Here is a 20,917-nt window from a genome sequence, read left to right as displayed (position 1 = left end):
GCCGCCTGGACGGGACCTTTAAATTCCCGATTGCGTCATCCGGGTGTAGCCACTGCCACGGTTGCATGTGTTTGCTCGCGCCAGGCCAAAACGAGGTAAATGGCGCCCCCCAGGAAACAACCGGTGAACCAGGCGAAGTTCGCCATCGGTTGCAACACAGGGGTAAAGGCAATGGCCACGCCCATGAGGGTTGCAGGAATCAGCGCTTTCACCGCGGTCCAATTGACCCCGCCGCTGTAGTAATACTGACCGTTGGGGCCATCATCAAACAGCGCATCGACATTGATCTGCTGCTTTTTGATCAGGTAGTAATCCACTAACAGAATCCCGAACAGCGGGCCGATGAAGGCCGCCAATACGTCGAGGGTGTAGTGAATCACTTCCGGGTTGTTGAACAGGTTCCATGGGGTGATGAAGATCGAGGCCACCGCCGCAATCATCCCACCCGCACGCCAGCTGATTTTGCTCGGGGCCACGTTGGCGAAATCGAAAGCAGGGGACACGAAGTTGGCGACGATGTTGATGCCGATGGTCGCGGTGACAAAGGCGAAGGCACCGAGCAGCACGGCAACGCTGTTGTCTATGCGTGCCACGGTGGCGATCGGGTCATGCAGCATTTCACCGAACACCGGCAATGTGCCGGAAACAATGACCACGGTGACCAGGGAAAAGGCGAGAAAATTCACCGGCAAGCCCCAGAAATTTCCACGCCGCACGTCCTTCATGCTGCGGCAATAGCGACTGAAGTCACCGAAATTCAGGGTAGGGCCGGAAAAGTACGACACCACCAGCGCCGTGGCGACAATCACTTGTCCGAACGCTTCCCAGCCGGACAGGGATTTTTCCGCAAGGGTGAAACTGATGTTGCTCCAGCCGGCCTGCCAGACGATCCAACCGGCGAGCATGAACATCACGCCGTAAACCACCGGCCCTGCCCAATCGATGAAACGTCGGATCGACTCCATGCCGGCCCAGAACACCATCGCCTGCAAGCACCACAGGCTGAGGAAACCGAACCAGCCCAGGTAGGACAAACCGGCGAAATGCGGTTCGGCGTAGACCGCCATTGCAGGAAAGAATCGCAACACCACAATGATCAAGGCGCTGGAAGCCAGGTACGTCTGAATCCCGTACCAAGCCACGGCGATCAGGCCGCGGATGACTGCAGGAATATTCGCTCCGAACACGCCGAAGGCCAGGCGGCAGATCACCGGGTACGGCACCGCCGCTTGCTGACTCGGCCTGGCCACCAGGTTGGCAATCAACTGCACGATGCAAATCCCGCCGAGCAAGGCGATCAACACCTGCCAACTCGCCAGCCCGAGGGCAAACAGACTGGCGGCGAACACATAACCACCGACGCTGTGCACATCGCTCATCCAGAAAGCGAAGATGTTGTACCAATTCCATTTCTGCGGCACCGGCCCCAAGTCCTGGTTATACAGGCGGGGGCTGTAGCCGTTGGGCAATTGCTCGGTCATCGCGGGGCTCCTTGAAGCAGCCCCCGGAATTGATGCGGCGACCACACTGCGCACGGGAGCTGGCGTGGTTTGTATACGAGTTGCTAGGCAGAATGCGTGCCATAGACATTGGATGTGTGACAAGTCGTGGCTTTCACACGAGGCAGAGCGGGGTCTCAGACAGATTTCGGCGTAGAGAACGCCCATCAACAGGGCATGAATGCCTGCATTCAGTGCACATTTATCTGTATACAACTTGGATGAATGATTGCCGCCCGCGAAGGCGTCATTGAAAGCAACTGGAATCACTGCACCTTTCGCGCAACCCAATACCCAACCGTACAGGCAACGCAGGTGGCCAACGTGCCCCAGGCCATGTCCATCAACGCCAACTGCGCCGACCATCCGTTCAGCGTCGCCCAATTACTCAAGTCATAGGTGCCGTAAGCCACCAGTCCCAACAACGCGCCCAGCGCCGAGGCTCGTCGCCAGGTCTTCGCCGGCAACACCACGAACACCACACAACCGAATACATAGAGAAGATAGAACACCGCTGCCGGGGCCAGCAGCGGTTGGTCGAGCATCAGCGGACCGAGCAGCGCCCGATAAGTCGGCGCCATCAGCACGCCGAGCCAGAGGCCGTCGAGCACGAGAAACGCGAGCAAGGTGCCCGCGTAGGCAAACAGCCCTTTTTTCATAACCACCCCCATGTAATCGTTCTACATGGGGCCGGAGCGAGGTCAGCTTAGTTCAATGCGATCCGCATGAATGACGATCTGGCCATTCTTGTACAACGCACCGATGGCCTTCTTGAAGTTGCCTTTGCTGACACCAAACATGCTGGTGATCACCGTCGGATCGCTCTTGTCGCTGACCGGCAGGGAGCCGTTGTTTTCACGCAACTTGGCGAGGATCTTCGAGTTGAGGCTAGTGGCAGCTTCTTCGCCCACCGGTTGCAGGCTCAGGCTGATCTTGCCATCAGCACGGACTTCTTTGATAAAGCCCTTCTCTTCCATGCCGGCGCGCATGAACTTGAAGATTTCATTCTTGTGAATCAGGCCCCAGTGCTTGTTGTTGATGATCGCCTTGAAGCCCATGTCGGTCGCTTCGGCCACCAGCAAATCAACTTCCTGGCCCGGGGTGTAACTGGCCGGGGTCTTGTCGAGGTAACGATCCAGGCGCGCCGTCGCGGTGATGCGGCGGGTGTGCTTGTCGAGGTAGACGTGCACCACGACATACTCGCCGGCAGTCATCTGGCGCTTTTCTTCGGAGTACGGCAGCAGCAGGTCCTTCGGCAGGCCCCAATCCAGAAAAACACCGATGCTGTTGACTTCAACGACTTTCAAACTGGCGAATTCACCGACCTGAACTTTCGGCTTTTCGGTAGTTGCGATGAGTTTGTCATCGCTGTCCAGATAAACAAAAACGTTGAGCCAATCTTCATCTTCGCTGGGAATATCTTTGGGAATATAACGATTAGGCAGGAGGATTTCGCCATCCGCGCCACCGTCAAGATATAAACCGAAGTTAGTGTGTTTAACCACTTGCAAACTGTTGTAGCGCCCGACTAAAGCCATTTCCAATACCCTCATTGCGTGGGCGGCATTCTACCCGGTTTTGCTGGCTGCGTTCCCGTGGCCAGCCCGGTGACAGCAGAAATTCTTCTGAAGGCCTTCATTTTCCTGGGTTTTGCCTCAGGCGTTTGGCCGCTCGTCAGGCCGAATGGGAGAACATCCCCCCTGTCGGCCTCTCAAAAAATCGTAGTTTTCGACCGACGTTCTTAGTTAAAACAGCGGCTTAGGGGCGTGTTTCGAACAATAACTTGTGATTAATTACGCCCCTACGATGTGTATTTTGAGGGGATATTTGCCAAGCAATTGTCAAGTATTTCCTGTACGATGCCTGGCCAAGTTAATTTTCTACAGGTTAATGGCCGCCATGCGTGTAAAAGCATCCAACAGCAAAGCAAAGCCAGCTCCAGCCGTTGAAACCAGCGAATCGATCAACAACCAGATTGCTGCGTTCCTCAAGTCCGGCGGCGAGATCCAGCAAATTGCCAAAGGCGTCAGCGGCCAGACGTTCGGCCCGTCCAAGCAGATCACTTTGGGTAAGAAGTAACTCCCCCCAAAGATCCGCCGCGTCACCTGGTCCGTAAGCGCTTTGAGCTTCGAAGCGCTTGGACTGGAACCTCCCCGCAACACCCCGCCAAACACACCAATATTTCAAAAATCGACGAACGGCCATCAATGCCGAGTATTCGCCGGTATGCTTGCACACGTCTAGATCAAGCGTTTCAGTAGGTTTTTGTTCCTGCTCCTCGCGGTCATGGAGTGACGCATGCTCAAACCCTCCCATTTACTGCTCGGCACCCTGCTGTCGTGTTCGGTCGCCAACGCGCAAATCTTCCAGCGCGAATTGGGCGACTTCGATCTCAAACTCGGCACCACCCCCAGCCGCAGCATGGCCCAGGGGCTGGTCAAGCCTTCCAGCACCGGCTCGTTCCACGGCGGCCTCGACCTGAGCCATGACAGTGGTTTTTACGTGGGGCAATGGGCGCCGAGCATGGGTTTGACGCCAGGAGCCAACCTGGAAGTCGACTCCTACATGGGCTTCAAACAGCCCTTCGATAATACCCTCGGCTACGAAGTCGGCATGATCCGCTACAGCTATCCGAAAGTGGACACCCTCGACAGTCAGGAGCTGTTCGGTGGCCTGACCTTTCTCGGCAGCCGTTTCGGCGCTGCGTTCAGCAACGACCCGGACAAACAGAACAGCACCGTGTTCGCCGACCTGGGCGGCAATCAGCCGTTCGGCATCGGGATCAGCATGAAATACACCACCCACCAGCTCAACACGCCGGCGTCCGTCGACGGTGGGTACATTGGCAGTTTCACCGATTGGTCGGTGCAACTTTCCCGCCCCTTCATGGGCGTCGACCTCAACCTGATCTACAGCGACTCAAACCTCAGCGGCAGCGATTGCTCCGCCTATTCCGGGCACAACAGCCAATGCGACGGGCTGGTCACCCTCAAGGCTGAACGCGCCTTCTATTGATCGGCTGAACTGCCGGGCCCATTCTGCGTTCACATAAGAATCCCCCTCAAGAAGCCAGGCTTTCGCAAGGATTCGCCCATGTCGCGCTGGTTGAAGTATCTCGCCGTCATCATCACCCTTAGCCTCGCCCTTGGCGCGTGCAGCCGCGTGGGCCTGGCCTACCGCAACCTCGACGTGATCATTCCGTGGACGCTCAGCGACTACCTGGACATGAACGGCGAACAGAAAGGCTGGTTCAACGAGCGCCTGAGGGAACACTTGAGCTGGCACTGCACCACGCAACTGCCGGGTTATCTCGACTGGTTGGACCGCTTGCAGACCATGGTCGAGACCAATCAGGTCACCGACGCCGCGCTGCAGACCCGCACCCAGGAAGCCAAAGCCGCCATCGCCCAGACCGCCCGGGAAATCACACCCTCGGCCATCGAGCTGTTGCAGGGGCTGGATGACAAACAAGTCGCGGAAATGAACGACGCCTTCGCCAAGGATCAGCGCAAACGCCAGGAGGATTACGTTAAACCGTCTCTCGATCAGCAGATCAAGCAGCGCGCTGAGCGCATGGAAAAACGCCTGAATGACTGGCTGGGTCCGCTGAGCCCGACCCAGCAACAACGGGTAGTGACTTGGTCAAACGCCTTGGGTGACCAGAACACACAATGGATTGCCAACCGGGTCCATTGGCAGAAGCAGTTCAGTGCGGCCGTTGCGCAGCGCCAGAGTCCGGAATTCCCACAGCGCATCGAGACGCTTCTGGTGAATCGCGAGAGTTTATGGACACCGGCGTACCGTCAGGCCTACGCCAATACCGAAGCGCAGGCACGAAGCTTGTTTGTGGATTTGATGGCTGAGAGTACGCCGGTACAGCGCCAGCGCTTATTGAAGAAAATTGAAGGGGTTCGCAAGGATTTCAACGATCTGAAATGCCTGAAAGCCGCGCAACAGGGCTAGCCACAACCCAAATCAAACTGTGGGAGCGGGCTTGCTCGCGAAGGCGCAGTGTCAGTCAACATCATAATTGCCTGACACTGCGCCTTCGCGAGCAAGCCCGCTCCCACATTGGTAACCGGTGGTCTTCAGGCGATCTGAGCCTTCGACGCCACCTCATCAAACGTCACCTCATCCAGCGCATCTTCCTGCTCATCCAATACCTGCCGCGGATGATCATTACCCGGAATGCTGCTGTCGATCAGGCTCAACAAACTCGAGCCCCGCGGCGTCAAAATGTAATTGGAGCCGGTTCCGCCCTGCTCTTCTGGCCGAGACTCGATATAACCGCGCGCCAGCAGTAACTTTTCGTACTCGCCGGCCACCGCTTTGAGGTGATCGAGGTTTTCAGTCTCTTCGCCTTCCGACGCTTTCTCCGCAGCGTACTGCTCGGCATACGGGCGCGGCGTGAAACTGGCCTCACCGTGTTGCACTTCGTGCAGCAAGCGTTCAATCAAATCCCAGTTGTAAGTTGTCATCCTGATTCAACCTCCAAAGCCTGTGAGTGAGATGGCCTTCTTAAGTTGTGACCGGCACCGCGCGCAGCCGTTCAGCCGAGTTTTTTGCGGCTGCCGACCGACGGCATGTCGAATTGGGCGCAGGTCAAACGACTAGGCTGTGTAAGTCACCTCCCAGCCTTGCGAAGGAGAAAACCTGATGAACGTTCAGAATCATCCCGTCGTGTCCCGCGAAGAATGGCTCGCCGCCCGCAAACAACACCTGGCCCACGAAAAAGCCTTCACCAAGGAACGCGACAAGCTCAGCGCCGAACGCCGCGCCCTGCCTTGGGTAAAAATCGACAAGGACTACCACTTCCAGGGCCCGAACGGCGAACTGAAACTCGCCGACCTGTTCGGTGGCCGCAGCCAATTGGTCATCTACCACTTCATGTTCGCTGCCGGCTGGGACGAAGGCTGCCCGGGCTGCTCGTTCCTGTCCGACCACATCGACGGCGCCAACCAGCATCTGGCCCATCACGACGTGGCAGTGGTCGCGGTTTCCCACGCACCGTTCGCCGAATTCCAGGCCTTCAAACGGCGTATGGGCTGGAAATTTGACTGGGTGTCGTCAGAAGGCTGCGATTTCAACTACGACTTCGGCGTCTCCGCCCGAGCCGAAGACGTCGCGGCCGGCAAAGCCACCTACAACTACGAAAAGTCCGACGGCGCCGAAGAAGAACTCCCCGGCCTCAGCGTGTTTTATCGCAATGAAGCCGGCGAAATCTTTCACACCTACTCCACTTATGCCCGTGGTCTCGACCTGCTGGTCGGCGCCTACAACTACCTCGACCTGACGCCCAAGGGCAGGAATGAAGAGGAGATCATGGAGTGGGTGCAGCACCACGACAAATACGACGACAAGACGTCATCCAGCTGCTGCCATGGGGGATAGTGAGCGCTAGAACACATAACAACTTTCAGGCCGCGATGTCTCGAACCGCCACGACCGGATCACACCATCGGCCGTGGTGTACACCGAGTAGCGGCAATCGAACAGCCAGTTGAAGTAGTAGCGACTGCCGTCGCCCTCGACCACTCGCTCGAAGTGGTGTTCGTGATTGTTCGCCAAACAAATAAATCTGAGAATCATCTGGCCGGCCTCCCCACCTCACGGAGGTGGCGCAAAATTCAAGGTGCGAACTTAGACTTTTGCTGTGAGGAGGCCGTGATGAAATTCTGTGGCATAGACCTGCATTCGAACAACAGCGTTGTTGTGGTTACCGACGAAACGGACCGAGTTTTGATCAGCCGACGTTGCCCCAATGAGTTGACGCAAATCCTCCCGCTACTCGAACCACACCGTGGAGAATTGCTCGGCGTCGTGGTCGAGTCTACGTACAACTGGTATTGGCTGGTCGACGGCCTGAAGGCGGCAGGCTTCGAGGTAAAACTGGCCAACCCGGTGGCGATGCAACGCTACAACGGCTTAAAGCATTCCGACGATAAGGATGATGCAGCGTTCCTGGCGCATTTGCTGAGGCTAGGGATATTACCCACTGGCTATATTCATCCGCCACAAGAGCGAGCGCTGCGCGATCTGGCACGTAAACGGATTCAATTGGTACGCAAAAGGACACAGCACATTCTGGCCGCTGAAAACATCATGGCGCGTCAGTCTGGCCACCGCCTGACCTGTAATGAAGTCAAAAGCCTGTCAGCCACCTCCGTGGACAGGCTGGGCCTGTCCACGGAGGTGGCTTTGGCGATGAAAGCCAATATCGCCATTGTCCAGGCATTACAGACTCAAATTGATGTTATCGAGGAGCGATTGCTGCATGAAGTCAGCCTGCGCCCCGAGTTCTGTTTATTGAAAACGATGCCTGGAGTTGGCGAAGTCTTGGCCACGGTCATCATGTTGGAAACCGGCGATATAGAGCGCTTTGCCGATGTCGGCAACTTCGCCTCTTATGCCCGCTGCGTAAAGAGTGCGCATTACTCCAACGGCAAGAAAAAGGGCGAAGGTAACACCAAGAACGGCAACGCTTACTTGATCTGGGCCTTTATCGAAGCGGCCAATTTTGCGCGACGCTTCAGTGCGGACGCCAAACGTTTTTTTGAGAAAAAGAAAGCCAAGACCAACGCCGTGGTCGCTACCAAAGCACTGGCGCACAAACTGGCGCGGGCGAGTTACCACATTTTGAAGGAGAAACAGCCATTTGATGCCAAGCGCTGTTTCGCCTGAAGGGCGAGTTAAGGTGATGGCCGATCAACCAAAAAGGGACTGGCGTAAGCCATAAAATCTGAGTGGCGGCCGGCTGTCACCGCCTGAGTGTGTTGTAATCGGGTCGTCTGCCAAGTGAGCCCGTCGAGACTGGACGTGCTTTTGCACGAACCACAGATCTGTGACACGTTTTGGACATTTGGCGGCACCAACGTTTCTCTGGGGCAGTTGACTGCCAGGGCGGTGCTAGGTGTATCGCTACCGCTTGATCCACATGGGTGTCAGGCACGACTTGGTCTTAGCCAACGATGAGGAAACGGATACGACGGGTTCAACCAGTCGGGTTTAGTTATAGGAGAAACCCTGCAGCAAGAGCTGCAGGGCAAGTTGGCTTTTAGCCTTGACTCGAGACCGGCTAATGGGTGTCCCCTTACCCCATGTTCGACCCCTCGAAATGGAGACTGATGGCACAATAGTGCGCGCGGTACTAAAGTGCCAGATACGGGGACGAATAGGCTCAAAGTGAAAAGGGCAACACTTTGGCCACCCAAAGGACTAGAGCGTTCCTCCTTAGTTCGAGGAACCCAACAGCTCACTTATTTTCCATGTCTCTCCTGGGTGACGTTTTAAGTACTTATCACAAGCAAGTCTTAGAAACTCACTAAACTTCTCGTCACTTACAACTACTGTTATATCCTCCTCCAAAAGATACCCACTGGAAAATCTGACACCTTCAAAATGGTCTTCCTCAAAATAACTGTTCATATCGGGAAAACTGCAATACGCGCCATCCGTACTAAAACCACACCGCTTGACAATATGTTCCAAAGCCTCAACGAATCTTCCATCGTCGTACATCCGATCGAAATAGGCTTCAACGACCCAATGTAAATCCCGACGATCGTAGGGCTGACCAAATAATTCGCTCACCGCTTTACCCCTCAATTTATCTCGGGTGGAAGTTACGTACCGTACCGGTAGTCGGGTCCAGATAAATCCTGAACTTGATACCGCCTGCCTCACCATTATAGGCATTCATGCCTCTGGTCATGGCGTTAACGTAACCATCAGCGGCTGCCTGCTGCCCAAGTTCAAGCATTTTTTGCTCGGTGATGATTTTCGGATCGTACACAGTCTTGGTAAACACTCCGTCTTTGTAGCCCGTCACTTTACCCGCACTATCCTTGGACGGAATCTGATATTTAATCGTAGAGATCCCATTCGTAAATGACGCTTCCTGACCAACGATCTTCACACCATTGTCAGTGGCTGCTTTCGAGAAATCGTCCAGGCTGTGGGCTCCGCCGATACCTTTTTTCTGTGAAAAACCATCAAACTCGCTCAAGTGATATTTGATATTCGGATTGACACTCATGCCGTCCGGAAAAGTTGCGACACCTTTCCCGCCATAAGACGCGATCGCTTTACCTGCGATAAATGTAGCAATGGTACCGACCATGACTTTTACTTTTGCATCAGTGATATCCAGCCCCAGCGATTGAGCAAAGGCTTCCGCACTTGGCATGGCGATCGCCACTGTCGGAACCACTTTTGAATCAATATTAAATTGGTGAAAGGAATCAAAAATGCGCTGGAGGTCGGGAGGTAGTTCAACATCATAGTCACCTTGCTGATAACCCAACACGGTGTTGTAGATATCGAGCGCGGCTTTCTGGCAGCTCTTCATATCTACCGCACACACCTCTTTCAGAACCTGCTCGTTCGCCAGATGCTTCTCGAAGTATTTAGTGGCAACTCCGTCACACGAATTGGTCGCTTTGCAGGTTTTCAGCGCTTTGGCGAGCTCCTGCATTTCGGCATGATTCAGATAGTTGTACTGCGTTGCATTTGACGTCACCGTTGACGCGACAGAGGCATCCCCTCCCGTAAATGCTGCCGTCAGCACACCTACCAATTGCGAGGCGGCCAGCAAATTGCTGACCCCGTTGCGGTATTCAAGACTGTTGGTGTCCATACCCTTGGGAAGTAGATTGTCCGCAAGGAAATCAACCAGCGCCTCATTCGCCCCAGCGGCAATCGCCCCGGTACGGAAGTCCCCGCCCATTGCCTCCGCCATCAACCCGCCCAGCGCAGCGTGCATGACAACTTTGGAAAGCTTGCCGTCTTCGAAAACGGTAATGTCACCAATTTTGTTGGCTGTCACCGCCCCTGCAATGCTGACGACCGAACCCAGTGCCGACGCCACCAGGTTGTCTTTCAGACTCCCGCCCATGATCGCCGTTTTTACAAAAGCGTCGGCCGTGGCCTTGATGGCAACGGTCTGAGCACTTGGCAGGTCGAAGCTCAGTTCAGTGGGTGTAAAACCAAACTTGGCAGCGATGCCTGCTGTAACACCGGCAAGCACATAACCTTTCAGATTTTCCGACGAGAACACGTCCTTGAACGTATCTCCCAGATTGCCTTTGTTATTGATGGTACTGACGGCGGTGGTACTGGCCATGGAAGTCAGCACCGCCGTAGCGATGATATTGCCCAGGCCCGCAGCCGTTGTCGCAGTAGCCGCGACCGTTGTCGTTGCCAGAGTTCCGCCAGCGGCCCCCATTGCACTGCCGGCAGATGCTACCGCAGCGCTGGCAGCGCCCGCGGTCAGGACGCTGACGATGATAATCACCGCCAACATCGCCCCTGCCCCCATTCCCGAACTGCTGTACTTGAAGGCGTCGTGGGTTTCCTTCACCAGGCGCCAGTCAACATCGCCACGTTTCTCGGCGTCCTTGAGCCAGGCCAGCCCCGGATCAGCCTTGACCATTGCATCGATAGTCTGGCTGACGGTGTTCTGATTGATGTCCTTAATATCGATGTTTAAGCCTTCGACGGCATGAATCACCAGATTGCCATTGGCGATCATTTGCGTCTGGAGCAGTGTCTCGTCGGTATTGCCTCGACCTTTGGCCGAGTTCCAGGCCAGGTTGGAATTACTCTTCTCGTGGCTCTCTTGATGCAGGTCCTTCACGCCCTCAAAGGTGATGGCCCCACCGCTGTTGATGGTCAAGTCATTACCGCTGTCGAGCTTGGCGGCCTGATAATGTTGATCACCGCCGCTGACGAGTACCATGTTGCCGCCAGAGCTGATTTCACTGCCGATGTTTTTCACATCGGTGACTTCATCACGCTTGGTATTTTTCGAGCCGAAAGAGCCTTTTTTCTTTTTGTCATACAACGAGTAGTCAGTGTCCTGCGCGGCGAGGATGTCGAGTCTGTCGCCCGCCACCAGGTACGCTTCGTCGCCAGCTGTAATACGGCTCGATACCACGGCCATATTGTCACCAGCGCTCAGCGCCACGTCGCCGCCTGCGGTAATACCCGACATGACCTGTCTGATGTGGTCTTCCTGTACGGTGAGCTTTTTATTTTTGGACAGTGAGTGTTCTTCATCCGCCGCCGAGCTGATGATCAGGTTTTCCGTCGCCGTCATTGCGATGTCGCGCTTGGCATCGACCTGGCTGGCGATCACGCTGATATCGCGTCCTGCCTGGGCAGATAGATCGCGACCGGCGTTGATGCTGGCACCCAACTGAGTGATGTCGCTGCTGTTATGTTTGCTGTCGTGCACCACGCTGTTGGTGACCTGCACCGAGGACACGTTGAGGTCTCGGCCGGCATTCAGGTCCATGTCCCGGCCGCTTTGCAACACGCCACCGAAATTGTTGATGTCCTGTCCCGCCGAGACGCTGAGGTCATTGGCGGCTTCGATGCGTGCGGCACTGTCAGCGAAGTCGTGATTTTGCGTACCAAAACGCGTGTTGCTGTCTTGCGAAGTAATGGTGCGCTCGTTAAGCACGTCACCAAGAATCGCTTTTATGGTGACATCACGACCTGCAATGATCCCGCCCGATTTGTTAATGACGTCGTTGCCTGCCAACAGGTCCAGACGATTACCCGCCTGAATCAGCCCACTATTGACTAGATCCTTGCCCGCCGTCGCCGACAGGTTATTGGTCGCTTTCAACGTCCCGACGTTATCGAGGTTCTGCCCCGCAATCAGCGTGACGTCGTTACCCGCAATCAATGCCCCGGTAGGCCCGAGACGACCGTCGGCCTGCGCCAGATACAGCACCGGCACCAGGACTTTTTCGCCGTTCACTTCGTGCTCTTCGAGCCAGACGATGTCGTGGGTCAGGGCCGCAACTTGCTGGGACGTGAGGGTCACGCCCATCGACAGATTCAATGCGTCCTTGCTGGCGATGGCGTTGTTCATCAGGTACTTGAACATGGCCTCGTTGGAGGTCTGGCCATCGATGAAGGCCTGGCCGGTGCGGGCGACTACCGCTTGTTGAATCAGGCGTTGTTCGTACAAGCCGTCGCCCAGGCGCTTGGCGCTGTTGTCAGGGTCGTAGCCAAGGTTGGCCAGCAGGTAGTCCGAGCTCATGAATTGCTTGAGGTCGGTGAGTACCGGGTTGGTTTCGATCAGATATTTATGACCGTTGGCTGACGGTTTGACGTCTGGCAGGCCGGTGACGCGGGTCACAGGACGGGTGTCAACCGAGTCCTTCATGTCATTACCCAGTCCACCCGTGCGCGGACGGCTTGACGTCACGGAAACGTCGAGCGTGCTGGCGACGCCCGCCGTCACGCTCGGAGGGCGTCTGACCGGGTCGACGGCGCGATCGCTGGTGGAGACAAACGTCCGGCTATCGACCAGCAAATTGCGCGGTCCAGCGATGGTGCCTTGCGTCAGATGATCCTGGGTGTTGACGTTTTCACCACCGACGGACCAACCCGAAGAGGGCTGCATGTCGGCAACCACAACGTCACTCGCCCCCTCTTTGCTGAGTCGGAACAGACCATTGTCCCCGCTCGGCAAGGAGAAGCCGGGCAGGCTCAGCGGGTTGACTTGCTGCTGGGCGAGGTCGGGAGGCAACTGGTTGTTGAGCCTGATGACGGTGGTGCCGGTGCCGCTGGCCTTGGTGTCAGCGACTTTGTTGGCGCCACCGGTGGAGCCGTAGTCTTCGTGGATGACGCTGTTTTGCAGGTCCTTGGTGGCGGTTATCGATACGTTGCCGCCCGCCTGGATGACCGCGTTGCGACTCGATGCGGGGCTGCTGCCGTCACGGGCGATTTCTACATCAGACGTCAGCGCAAATCCCTGCAACCGGGTCGGCATTTGTACAAGGTTGTTGGGATCGTATAGAGATTGCGGGCTGGTGTTGCCCCACGCATACCCGGACAGGGTGAGGTCGCTGACAGACTTGTTCGTTACAGAGTCCTTGATCGCAACCACCCTGATCGTGCCGCCATCATGGCCCTTCTCACGATCGGTGGCGGATGAAACGACACCTTGGGCAAAATTCCCGGTGCCGTCGATGTAATAGACATTCGGAAAATCAGGGTTATTGCGCTGGTTGTACGCCACCACCTCCGGCATGAAAACGTTGAACGAGCCAGAGTCGATCCCGCCGGTGCGGAAGATACGAGTACGCTCGATGCTGCCGCTGACCGCGCCGACGTTCCTCATGTTGTTGGCATTGATGGTGATGTTGCCGGACGCGGCCAGGGTACTTTTGCTGTTGAGGAATTCGCCGCCATTGAAAATGAAATCACCGCCAGCCGTCAGCAAGGAAGACGCCGTGGTGTCATTGTCCTGGCCGCCCTCGAAGACCTCACGGGCAATGAGATTAACGTCATAGGTGCCACCCGAACAATCGCCACACTGAACGGCGATAAAGCCGGAGACCAGCGTGCGGTTCAGGGCAAAGTTCTGTGTGCCGTCGTCGCCCGAGGTGCGGTTGGCGAATGAACCGGCATCAAGCGTGAATGACCCGCCGCTCTCCATCGAGCCAGAGATGTTTGACACCTGTGTGGCCTGGGCCGCTCCGCCATACCCTCTCACCACAACATCACGCAGACCGTAAATATCGCCGTTCTGATTGGTGAACGTGCCGACGTTCAGCGTCATGTCGGCGCCACTGAAAATCAGCCCTCTATCATTGAGCAGTGACACGGTATTGATATCCAGGTACTCAGCCGACCCCAATGTCCCGTAGTTGGCTACACTCCCGGCATTGACCAGCAAACCGTCCCCCGACGTGATGCGCCCCGAGTTGTTGAGTTGCCCGCCCACTTTGATCACCGAGTCCGAGCCACCGGCAATGCTGCCCGCTGCGCTCAGGTTCACTTGCGCTGCGGTCAGGGAAAGAGCCCCGAGACTCGACATCCGCCCATTGCCGCTGTAACTCCCGCCCAACTGCATGTCCACGACACCGTCGCTTGCGATCAGACCTTCATTGGTCCAGTTACCGCCGCGCGCTTGCAGGTATTCCGAAGCCAGCATCTTGCCACTGGTCGTCTGACTGAAGTTGTTGACGTTGACGTTCAGTCGTCCAGCCTGGATGACACTGGAGTTGCTCCAGGTATCGACGTTGAGGTCCAGCGTGCCGCCGGTGGTGATGCCACCGCCAGCATTGATGACGTTGGCGGTGGAGATATCAAACCGGCCACGACCGACGTGATTGAGTTGGCCACCGGCGTTCAGAAAGCTGCCCACTGCAACGGTCAGATCCTTGTTGGCCGTCTCCAGCATGCCGTTGCGGTTGTCCAGCAGGCCACCGATCTGGAAGCTGGTTGTACCCGTATTACCGAGGGAACGAAGCCGACCGTTCTGATTGTCGACACTGGCCGCTTTGACGGTCAACGTGGTGTCGCTTTCGACAATACCGGTGCCGTTGTTCAAGGCGCCGCTGAGGTTGAGATCAATGCTGTTACCGGCGATCTGACCGGCGCTGTTGTCCAGGTTGGTACCAATGACGCCGACCAGCCCCTTGGCGTAGAGCACGCCGTTGCGGTTGTCAAAACCTGCCGTGGTGATGTTGGCGTCAGAGCCTTGCGCCGAGATCCGTCCGCCGTTGTTGTCCATACCGGCCAGTGCCGACAGGGTCAGGCGTTGACCTTGAATGATCCCGCCCTGGCGATTGTTATTGAGGTCATAACCGTTGCGCAGCACGCCGACGGTTCGCGCTTCAAGGGCACCTTTGATGCTCGACAGCACGCCACCGCGGTTATCGATGTTGGCCGCCTTAACGCTGACGTCGCCATTTTCGGCGATGACTTTGCCACTCTGGTTATCGAGGTCGCCGCTGACGTCAAGGGTCAGTCCGTTCTGGCTCTGGACTACACCTTTACCGTTGGCCAGGCTGGCCGCTTGTACTTGCAGACTGGCGTTCTTGCTGTAGATCAGACCGTTGGCGTTGTTCTGCACCGCGCCACTGGCGGTGATCGACAAAGTGTCGTTGGCAGCCAGGGTGCCGTTGTTGCTGTTATCCAGGGAGCCGGTCAACAGGGTCAGCGTGCTTTGGCTGGCGACCTGGCCATTCTGATTGGTGAGATCTGTGACGCCCTTGATCAGCATCGGACCGGTGCCGGCCAGTTTGCCGCCGTCGTTGCTCAAGCGACCGAGCAGATTCAGGGTGATCGCGGCATTGCCGGCAACCTGTCCACCCCGGTTATCGAAGGCGGTGGCGGAGGCGGTAATGGCCTGCTTCGCATTGATCGTGCCGCCAGCGTTGTTAAATGCGGCGCTAGTTATATCAAGAGCGGCGCCACTGTCGATCAGGCCACCCAGGTTGTTATTCAGTGAATTCTTGACGATGAGGGTCTGCCCCGCCGCACTGCTCAGGATGCCTTTGTCGCTGTTATCCAGGCTGCCCGCTTTGACGCTCAGGCTGCCTTGGCTCACCAGTGCGCCGGCATTGCTGTTGAGCAACACACCATCGAGTTCCACGGCAACGTTGCCACTGCGGCTCGACAGAGTGCCGTTGTCACGGTTGTCGAGGCTGTCGCCCTTGACGGTCAAACCCTGCCAACCGGAGATCAGCCCTTTCTGGTTGACCAGGGTGGAGCCGCTGACCGTCAGATTCTGGCTGCTGACCAGCCTGCCGGCGCTGTTGTCCATCGCACGAGCGATGACATTGAAGCCGAGGTCGCTGGAGATTTCGCCTTTCTGGTTGTTGAGGTCGCGCAGGCGATTGAGGCTCAGCGGTCCCTTGGCTGTGATCAAACCATTGCGGTTGTCGAGGTCGCCGTTGGCCAGGTCAACGGATACCGCTTTATCGCCCAGCACGCGTCCGCCGTTCTGGGTCAAGGACGTGAGCTTCAGGTCGATATCGCCCTTGGCCGAGACTTCACCGTTGCTGCTCGAATCCAGCGTCGTGGCGGTCAGGGTCAGGTTGCCCTGACTGTTGATCAAGCCGCCATCGCGGTTGTTCAGGGCCATGGCATTTAGAATGACTGCCGCACCACCGAGAAGGCTACCGCTCTGATTGTTCAGGTCGGCGCTGTTCAGTTTCAGCGTTTGTACGGCGTTGATCAGGCCTTTGTCATCGTTGCGCACCAGGCCGGTCACCGTCAGATCCAGATCGGCGCGACTGCTCAAAGTACCGCCACCGTTGTTCAGCGTGCCCGCGCGGGCGTCGAGCGTTGCACCGCCGACAAGGCCCTTGACGTTGTCCAGCGCGTTGGCGATGCGCAGGGTCAGGCCCTGATTGCTCAGCAGTTTGCCGTTGTTGCTGTTGTCCAGGCTTTGTGCGGCGAGCGTGAACGCTTCGGCGCTGGAGATTTCCCCGCCCTGGTTGTTCACGCCGCTGAGTTGTTTGAGCAGCAATGCGCCGGGGGCGTTGATCAGTCCGTTCCGGTTGTTCAGTTGACCGTTGTTCAAGTCGAGGCTGAGGCTGCTGTTACTGAACAGTTTGCCGCCCTGTTGATCCAGCCCTGTGACACTCGCCGTCAACGCGCCTTGGCTGCCGATGCGCCCGCCATCCTGGTTGGTGACCTGGCCGGCGACCAGATCGAGAGTGCTGGCGCTAGTGAGTTGTCCGCCCTGACTGTTATCGAACGCGCCGGTGGTGACGGAAACGGCACCCTTGCCGCTGATGCTGCCCTGCTGGCGGTTGTCGAGGCTGGCGCTGGTGAGGGTGAGTGCGCCGTCGGTCACGACCGCACCGCCCTGGTTGGCGATGCTGCCGTCACTGGTGAGCATCAGGTCAGCTGCGCTGGACAGGCTGCCGTTGGTGTTGGTCAGTTGTGCAGTGTTGACGGTAAGCGCCGACTCGCTGCTGACACGCCCGTCGATGTTGTCGAAAGCGCCCGTCAGTTTCAGGCTCATACTCTGCAGGGTGACAAGGTTGCCACCGCTGTTATCCAGTAAACGCCCCTGCAAATTCAATGCGCCAGTGGCGTCGATCATGCCTTTGTTGCGGTTGAGCAACTGATCGACCGTCAACGTCAACGCCTTGCCGACAGTCACATTACCGCCATCACTGTTATCGAGTTTTTTGCCGGTGATCGTCAGATCGGCGTTGGTGGTCAGTTCGCCCCCGCGATTGTCGAGATCATCGACCGTCAGGGTTACGTCTTTGGTGGCGCCCAACAGACCGTTCTGGCGGTTATCGAGTGTGTCGGCAGTGACCTGCAACGTGCCGGTAGTGATCAGCTTGCCTTGCTGGTTATCCAGGTGTTTGACCTTGACCGTCGCTTCGCCTTTACCGGCAATCTCGCCGTTACGGTTGTCAACGGTGCTGGCCGTCAGGAGCAATTCGCCGTCGGCAACGACAGTGCCTTTCGGGTTGTTCAGGAGGTTATTGGCTTCCAATGCCAACCGATCCCGGCTGCTGATCAAACCTTCCGTGTTGTCGAGGCTGTCGCTTTGACTATCGATCGACGCGGCGGAAATCGCGCCTTTGACGTTGTTCAGCGCCTGGGCAATGCGCAGGGTCAGGCCCTGATTGCTCAGCAGTTTGCCCTTGTTGCTGTTGTCGAGGTTCTGCGCGGCCAGCGTGAAGGCTTCCGCGCTGGAAATTTCACCGCCCTGGTTGTTCACACCGTTCAGTTGTTTGAGCAGTAACGCACCGGGCGCGTTGATCAATCCCTTCTGGTTGTTCAGCTGACCATTGTTCAAGTCCAGGCTCAGGCTGGTTTTGCTGAACAGTTCGCCACCCTGCTGATCAAGACCGGTCACGGACGCGGTCAACGCTTGCTGACTGGCGATCCGCCCGGCGGCGTTGTTGACCTGGTTGGCTGTCAGGTCCAGCGTCGAACCACTGGTGAGGTGCCCACCTTGGCTGTTATCGAAATGGCCGGTGACAACGTGCACGGCGTCTTTGCCGTAAATCAGACCTTTTTGACTGTTGTCGAGGCTGGCGCTATTGAGCTTAAAGGTACTGTCGGTGCTGATCGAACCACCCAGATTGCGCAGTGCGCCACGGCTGGTCACGGACAACGCACCGGCACTGCTCAGGCTTCCGGCGCTGTTGTCGACGCTGCCCGCATTGATGGTCAACGTCCCTTCGCTGCTGATCAGACCGTCGAGATTGAGCAAGGCGTCGTCGAGGGTGATCACCAGACCGTTGAGGCTGTTGAGCGTACCGCCACTGTTGTCCAGCGAAGTGCCGGTCAACGTCGTGGTGCCTTTGCCGACGATCAAGCCTTTGTTCTGGTTGATCAGGTTGGCAACGGTCAATGCCAGGTCCGTGGCGGCAAACACCTTGCCGCCATCGCTGTTGTCCAGACGCTGGCCGTTGATGGTTAACAGCAGGCTGCTGGAGATTTCGCCTGCGCGGTTGTCGATGTCACCGACATTGAGTGTCAGCGCTTTAGTGGTGCCGACCAGACCGCCATTTCGGTTATCGAGAGAAGTGCCGGTCAGGCTCAGGTTGCCTTGGGCGACCAATGCACCGCCCTGTTGTTGCAGCAGGCCGATGACGGCGGTGAGATCGCCCTGACTTGAGAGGCGCCCAGCGGCGTTTTGCACTTCGCTGGCGTTGAGTGTCACCGGACCGGCAGCGCTGAGCAGGCCGCCGCTGTTGTCCAGGCGTGTGCCGACATAGCCGATGCCGGCCTTGCTGCTGATCAAGCCTTTGTCGCGGTTGTCCAATTGGCCAATCTGCAGGTTCATCTGCGCATCAGACTGGATCACCCCGCCGCGGTTATCGGCGGAAGCGCTGTCGACAGCCAGCGTGTTTTTGCCGATGACTTTGCCACCGCGGTTGTCGAGACTGCCGGTGCGCACATCGACGGCGCCCTTGGCGGTGATTTCACCGGTGTTGCGGTTGTCCAGCAAACCGGTGATGTGTGCATTGAGGCTGCCATCGCTGACCACGACGCCTGCGTCACGGTTGTCGAGGCTGGCGGCTGTGATCGTTACGGCGGTGCCGGAGCCCAGCACGCCATCGCGGTTATCCAACGCGCCGCTGAGGTCGATGTTCAGACCCAGGTCCCCCAGGATCTGGCCGCTGCGGTTGTGTACGGTTGTTGCGATGAGCCGGGTAAGACCGTTGCTGGAAATTTCACCGTCGTTGTTGTTTAGCTGACCGATGTTGGCGGTCAAGTCGCCCGAACTGTTGATCAAGCCTTGCGAGTTGAACACCTGATTGGCATTGAGGCTCAACGTGCTGTTACTCAGCACACGCCCGGTGCGCTGATTGTCGAGCGTTGCGGCGGTGACGCGGGTGGTTTGTCCGCTCAGCGTGCCGCCCTGGTTGCTCAAGGTCTGTGCGGTGTTGACGGTGAGGTTGCGGCTGGCAACTACGCTTTTGCCGCTGTTGTTAAGGTTCTGCGCCGCCAGGCTGACATCGCCATTGGCATTGCGGCCGCTGTCGGCGTTGACCCCGGCCTCGATGACGCCGCTGTTGGTCAACTGACCGCCAGCGCTGAGCGCGATGCTGTCGCGGGCGGCGAGGGTTTGCTGGTTGGTGAGGTTGCCTTGGGTTTGCACGTTTAGCGCCGTGCCCGCATAGACCGGTCCCTGGGCGTCGAGGCTGGCGGCTTTGACGTTTACCGCGCCGGCAGCAGAGGTCTGCGCCAGGCTCAGATGACCATTGGCATCGATCTGGATATCACCGCCACTGGCGGCCAGGTTGCCGGCCAGTTTCACCCCGACTCCGGCCTCGGTGCCGACCAGTTTGATCGCCCCGGCGTACATCCCGCCCAAAGCGGAGGAGTCGATGGCCAGTTGCGGTTTCGCGCTGCCGTCATCGGCTCGGGCGGTGGCGTTGAGGCTCTGTGCATTGACGTCGTTGCGACCGGCCACAATGGTCAGGTTCTTCGCCTGGATTTCGGCATTGATCTTCGCGCTGCGGGTGATGATTTCGAAGCTGTCGACGTTGTTGGCGTTGAGCCCGGCGCCGTCGATGGAGACGCTGCCCTGATCGACCTGGAAGCGATCCAGACGTCCGTTGTCGAGTACCGGTTTGCCTGTGGTCAACGTCACACGCGGGGTATTGATGAAACCGCACCCGTTGCAGCTGATGCCATAAGGGTTCGCCACGATGACGCGCGCCGACTGCCCCGCCACTTCCGTGTAACCGCGCAACTGGCTCGGGCTGCCGCCGACCACTTCGTTGAGGATGGTTTGCGCGGCGACCCGGTTGGTGAGGTTGGGGTTGCCGACGATGATGCCGCCCAATTGCGTCGCGCCGGTCTGGTTGGCGACGTTGTTGAGGATGACGCCTTGGGTGCCGACGTTGTAATCGTGAAACTGGTTATGCGACAGGCCGGTGCCATTGGGCGTGGCGATGTTGACGATCGGCACGCCATTGCCCGCCTGGCCGAGGCTGGTACCCGGCGAGGCCACGACGATCCCTTCCGCCTGCGCCCACATCGGTTGCCAGAACATCACGTTCGCCAACAGGAACGCCAGTCCGCGCTTGGGCATGCCCCAAAAGTGCTCGCGGGTTTTCACGGCAGAAGAAGGCTGACGGCTCAGGAAGGCGAATTGACGGGCGTCCATGTCGAAGGTCTCGATGCAG

12 protein-coding genes are annotated in these 20,917 nt (G+C 57.6%); 5 read left to right on the top strand and 7 right to left on the bottom strand.

The window, feature by feature from the left end; translation table 11 throughout:
* Positions 1-35: 35 nt before the first annotated feature.
* From ACA049_RS07690 to ACA049_RS07680, 3 genes are all read right to left on the bottom strand, one after another.
* The gene (locus ACA049_RS07690; RefSeq protein WP_497334401.1) at positions 36-1,481 is read right to left on the bottom strand and encodes an NCS1 family nucleobase:cation symporter-1; all 1,446 of its coding nucleotides are present in this window, start codon (positions 1,479-1,481) and stop codon (positions 36-38) included.
* A gap of 284 nt (positions 1,482-1,765) precedes the next feature.
* On the bottom strand, positions 1,766-2,158 hold the full coding sequence (locus ACA049_RS07685; RefSeq protein WP_497334399.1) for a DUF2177 family protein: 393 nt from the start codon (positions 2,156-2,158) through the stop codon (positions 1,766-1,768).
* A gap of 42 nt (positions 2,159-2,200) precedes the next feature.
* Positions 2,201-3,037: a CvfB family protein gene (locus tag ACA049_RS07680; RefSeq protein ID WP_497334397.1), complete on the bottom strand. Its 837-nt coding sequence runs from the start codon at positions 3,035-3,037 to the stop codon at positions 2,201-2,203.
* A 352-nt stretch (positions 3,038-3,389) separates the two neighbouring features.
* Here ACA049_RS07680 and ACA049_RS07675 point away from each other — a divergent pair, with 352 nt between their 5' ends.
* From ACA049_RS07675 to ACA049_RS07665, 3 genes are all read left to right on the top strand, one after another.
* Positions 3,390-3,578, top strand: coding sequence for a PFL_1563 family small protein (locus tag ACA049_RS07675; RefSeq protein WP_017337097.1), 189 nt, complete (start codon positions 3,390-3,392; stop codon positions 3,576-3,578).
* Positions 3,579-3,797: 219 nt separating this feature from the next.
* On the top strand, positions 3,798-4,514 hold the full coding sequence (locus tag ACA049_RS07670) for a TorF family putative porin (protein ID WP_497334395.1): 717 nt from the start codon (positions 3,798-3,800) through the stop codon (positions 4,512-4,514).
* A 78-nt stretch (positions 4,515-4,592) separates the two neighbouring features.
* Positions 4,593-5,462: a DUF6279 family lipoprotein gene (locus ACA049_RS07665; RefSeq protein ID WP_497334393.1), complete on the top strand. Its 870-nt coding sequence runs from the start codon at positions 4,593-4,595 to the stop codon at positions 5,460-5,462.
* Between the two features lie 125 nt (positions 5,463-5,587).
* Here ACA049_RS07665 and ACA049_RS07660 read toward each other — a convergent pair whose 3' ends face one another.
* Entirely contained in the window at positions 5,588-5,977 is a 390-nt protein-coding gene (locus ACA049_RS07660; protein WP_497334391.1) for a transcriptional regulator, read from the bottom strand.
* Between the two features lie 178 nt (positions 5,978-6,155).
* On the opposite strand from ACA049_RS07660, the gene ACA049_RS07655 reads away from it, so the two are divergent.
* Complete coding sequence (locus ACA049_RS07655; RefSeq protein WP_497334389.1) at positions 6,156-6,890, top strand: DUF899 domain-containing protein; 735 nt, start codon at positions 6,156-6,158, stop codon at positions 6,888-6,890.
* Positions 6,891-6,896: 6 nt separating this feature from the next.
* Here ACA049_RS07655 and ACA049_RS07650 read toward each other — a convergent pair whose 3' ends face one another.
* Entirely contained in the window at positions 6,897-7,088 is a 192-nt protein-coding gene (locus ACA049_RS07650; RefSeq protein WP_497334387.1) for a hypothetical protein, read from the bottom strand.
* A 78-nt stretch (positions 7,089-7,166) separates the two neighbouring features.
* On the opposite strand from ACA049_RS07650, the gene ACA049_RS07645 reads away from it, so the two are divergent.
* The gene (locus ACA049_RS07645; RefSeq protein WP_497334385.1) at positions 7,167-8,180 is read left to right on the top strand and encodes an IS110 family RNA-guided transposase; all 1,014 of its coding nucleotides are present in this window, start codon (positions 7,167-7,169) and stop codon (positions 8,178-8,180) included.
* Between the two features lie 549 nt (positions 8,181-8,729).
* Here ACA049_RS07645 and cdiI read toward each other — a convergent pair.
* Together cdiI and ACA049_RS07635 are read right to left on the bottom strand one after the other, a co-directional pair.
* A complete protein-coding gene (gene cdiI / locus ACA049_RS07640) occupies positions 8,730-9,089 on the bottom strand; it encodes a ribonuclease toxin immunity protein CdiI (RefSeq protein ID WP_497334383.1) in 360 nt (119 codons plus the stop codon).
* 16 nt (positions 9,090-9,105) lie between these two features.
* A complete protein-coding gene (locus tag ACA049_RS07635) occupies positions 9,106-20,898 on the bottom strand; it encodes a two-partner secretion domain-containing protein (RefSeq protein ID WP_497334381.1) in 11,793 nt (3,930 codons plus the stop codon).
* Positions 20,899-20,917: the final 19 nt, after the last annotated feature.

This window comes from Pseudomonas sp. LBUM1662, assembly GCF_059695915.1.
The sequence above is the reverse complement of the archived record's forward strand: the minus strand, read 5'-3'. Positions and strand labels throughout refer to the sequence as shown.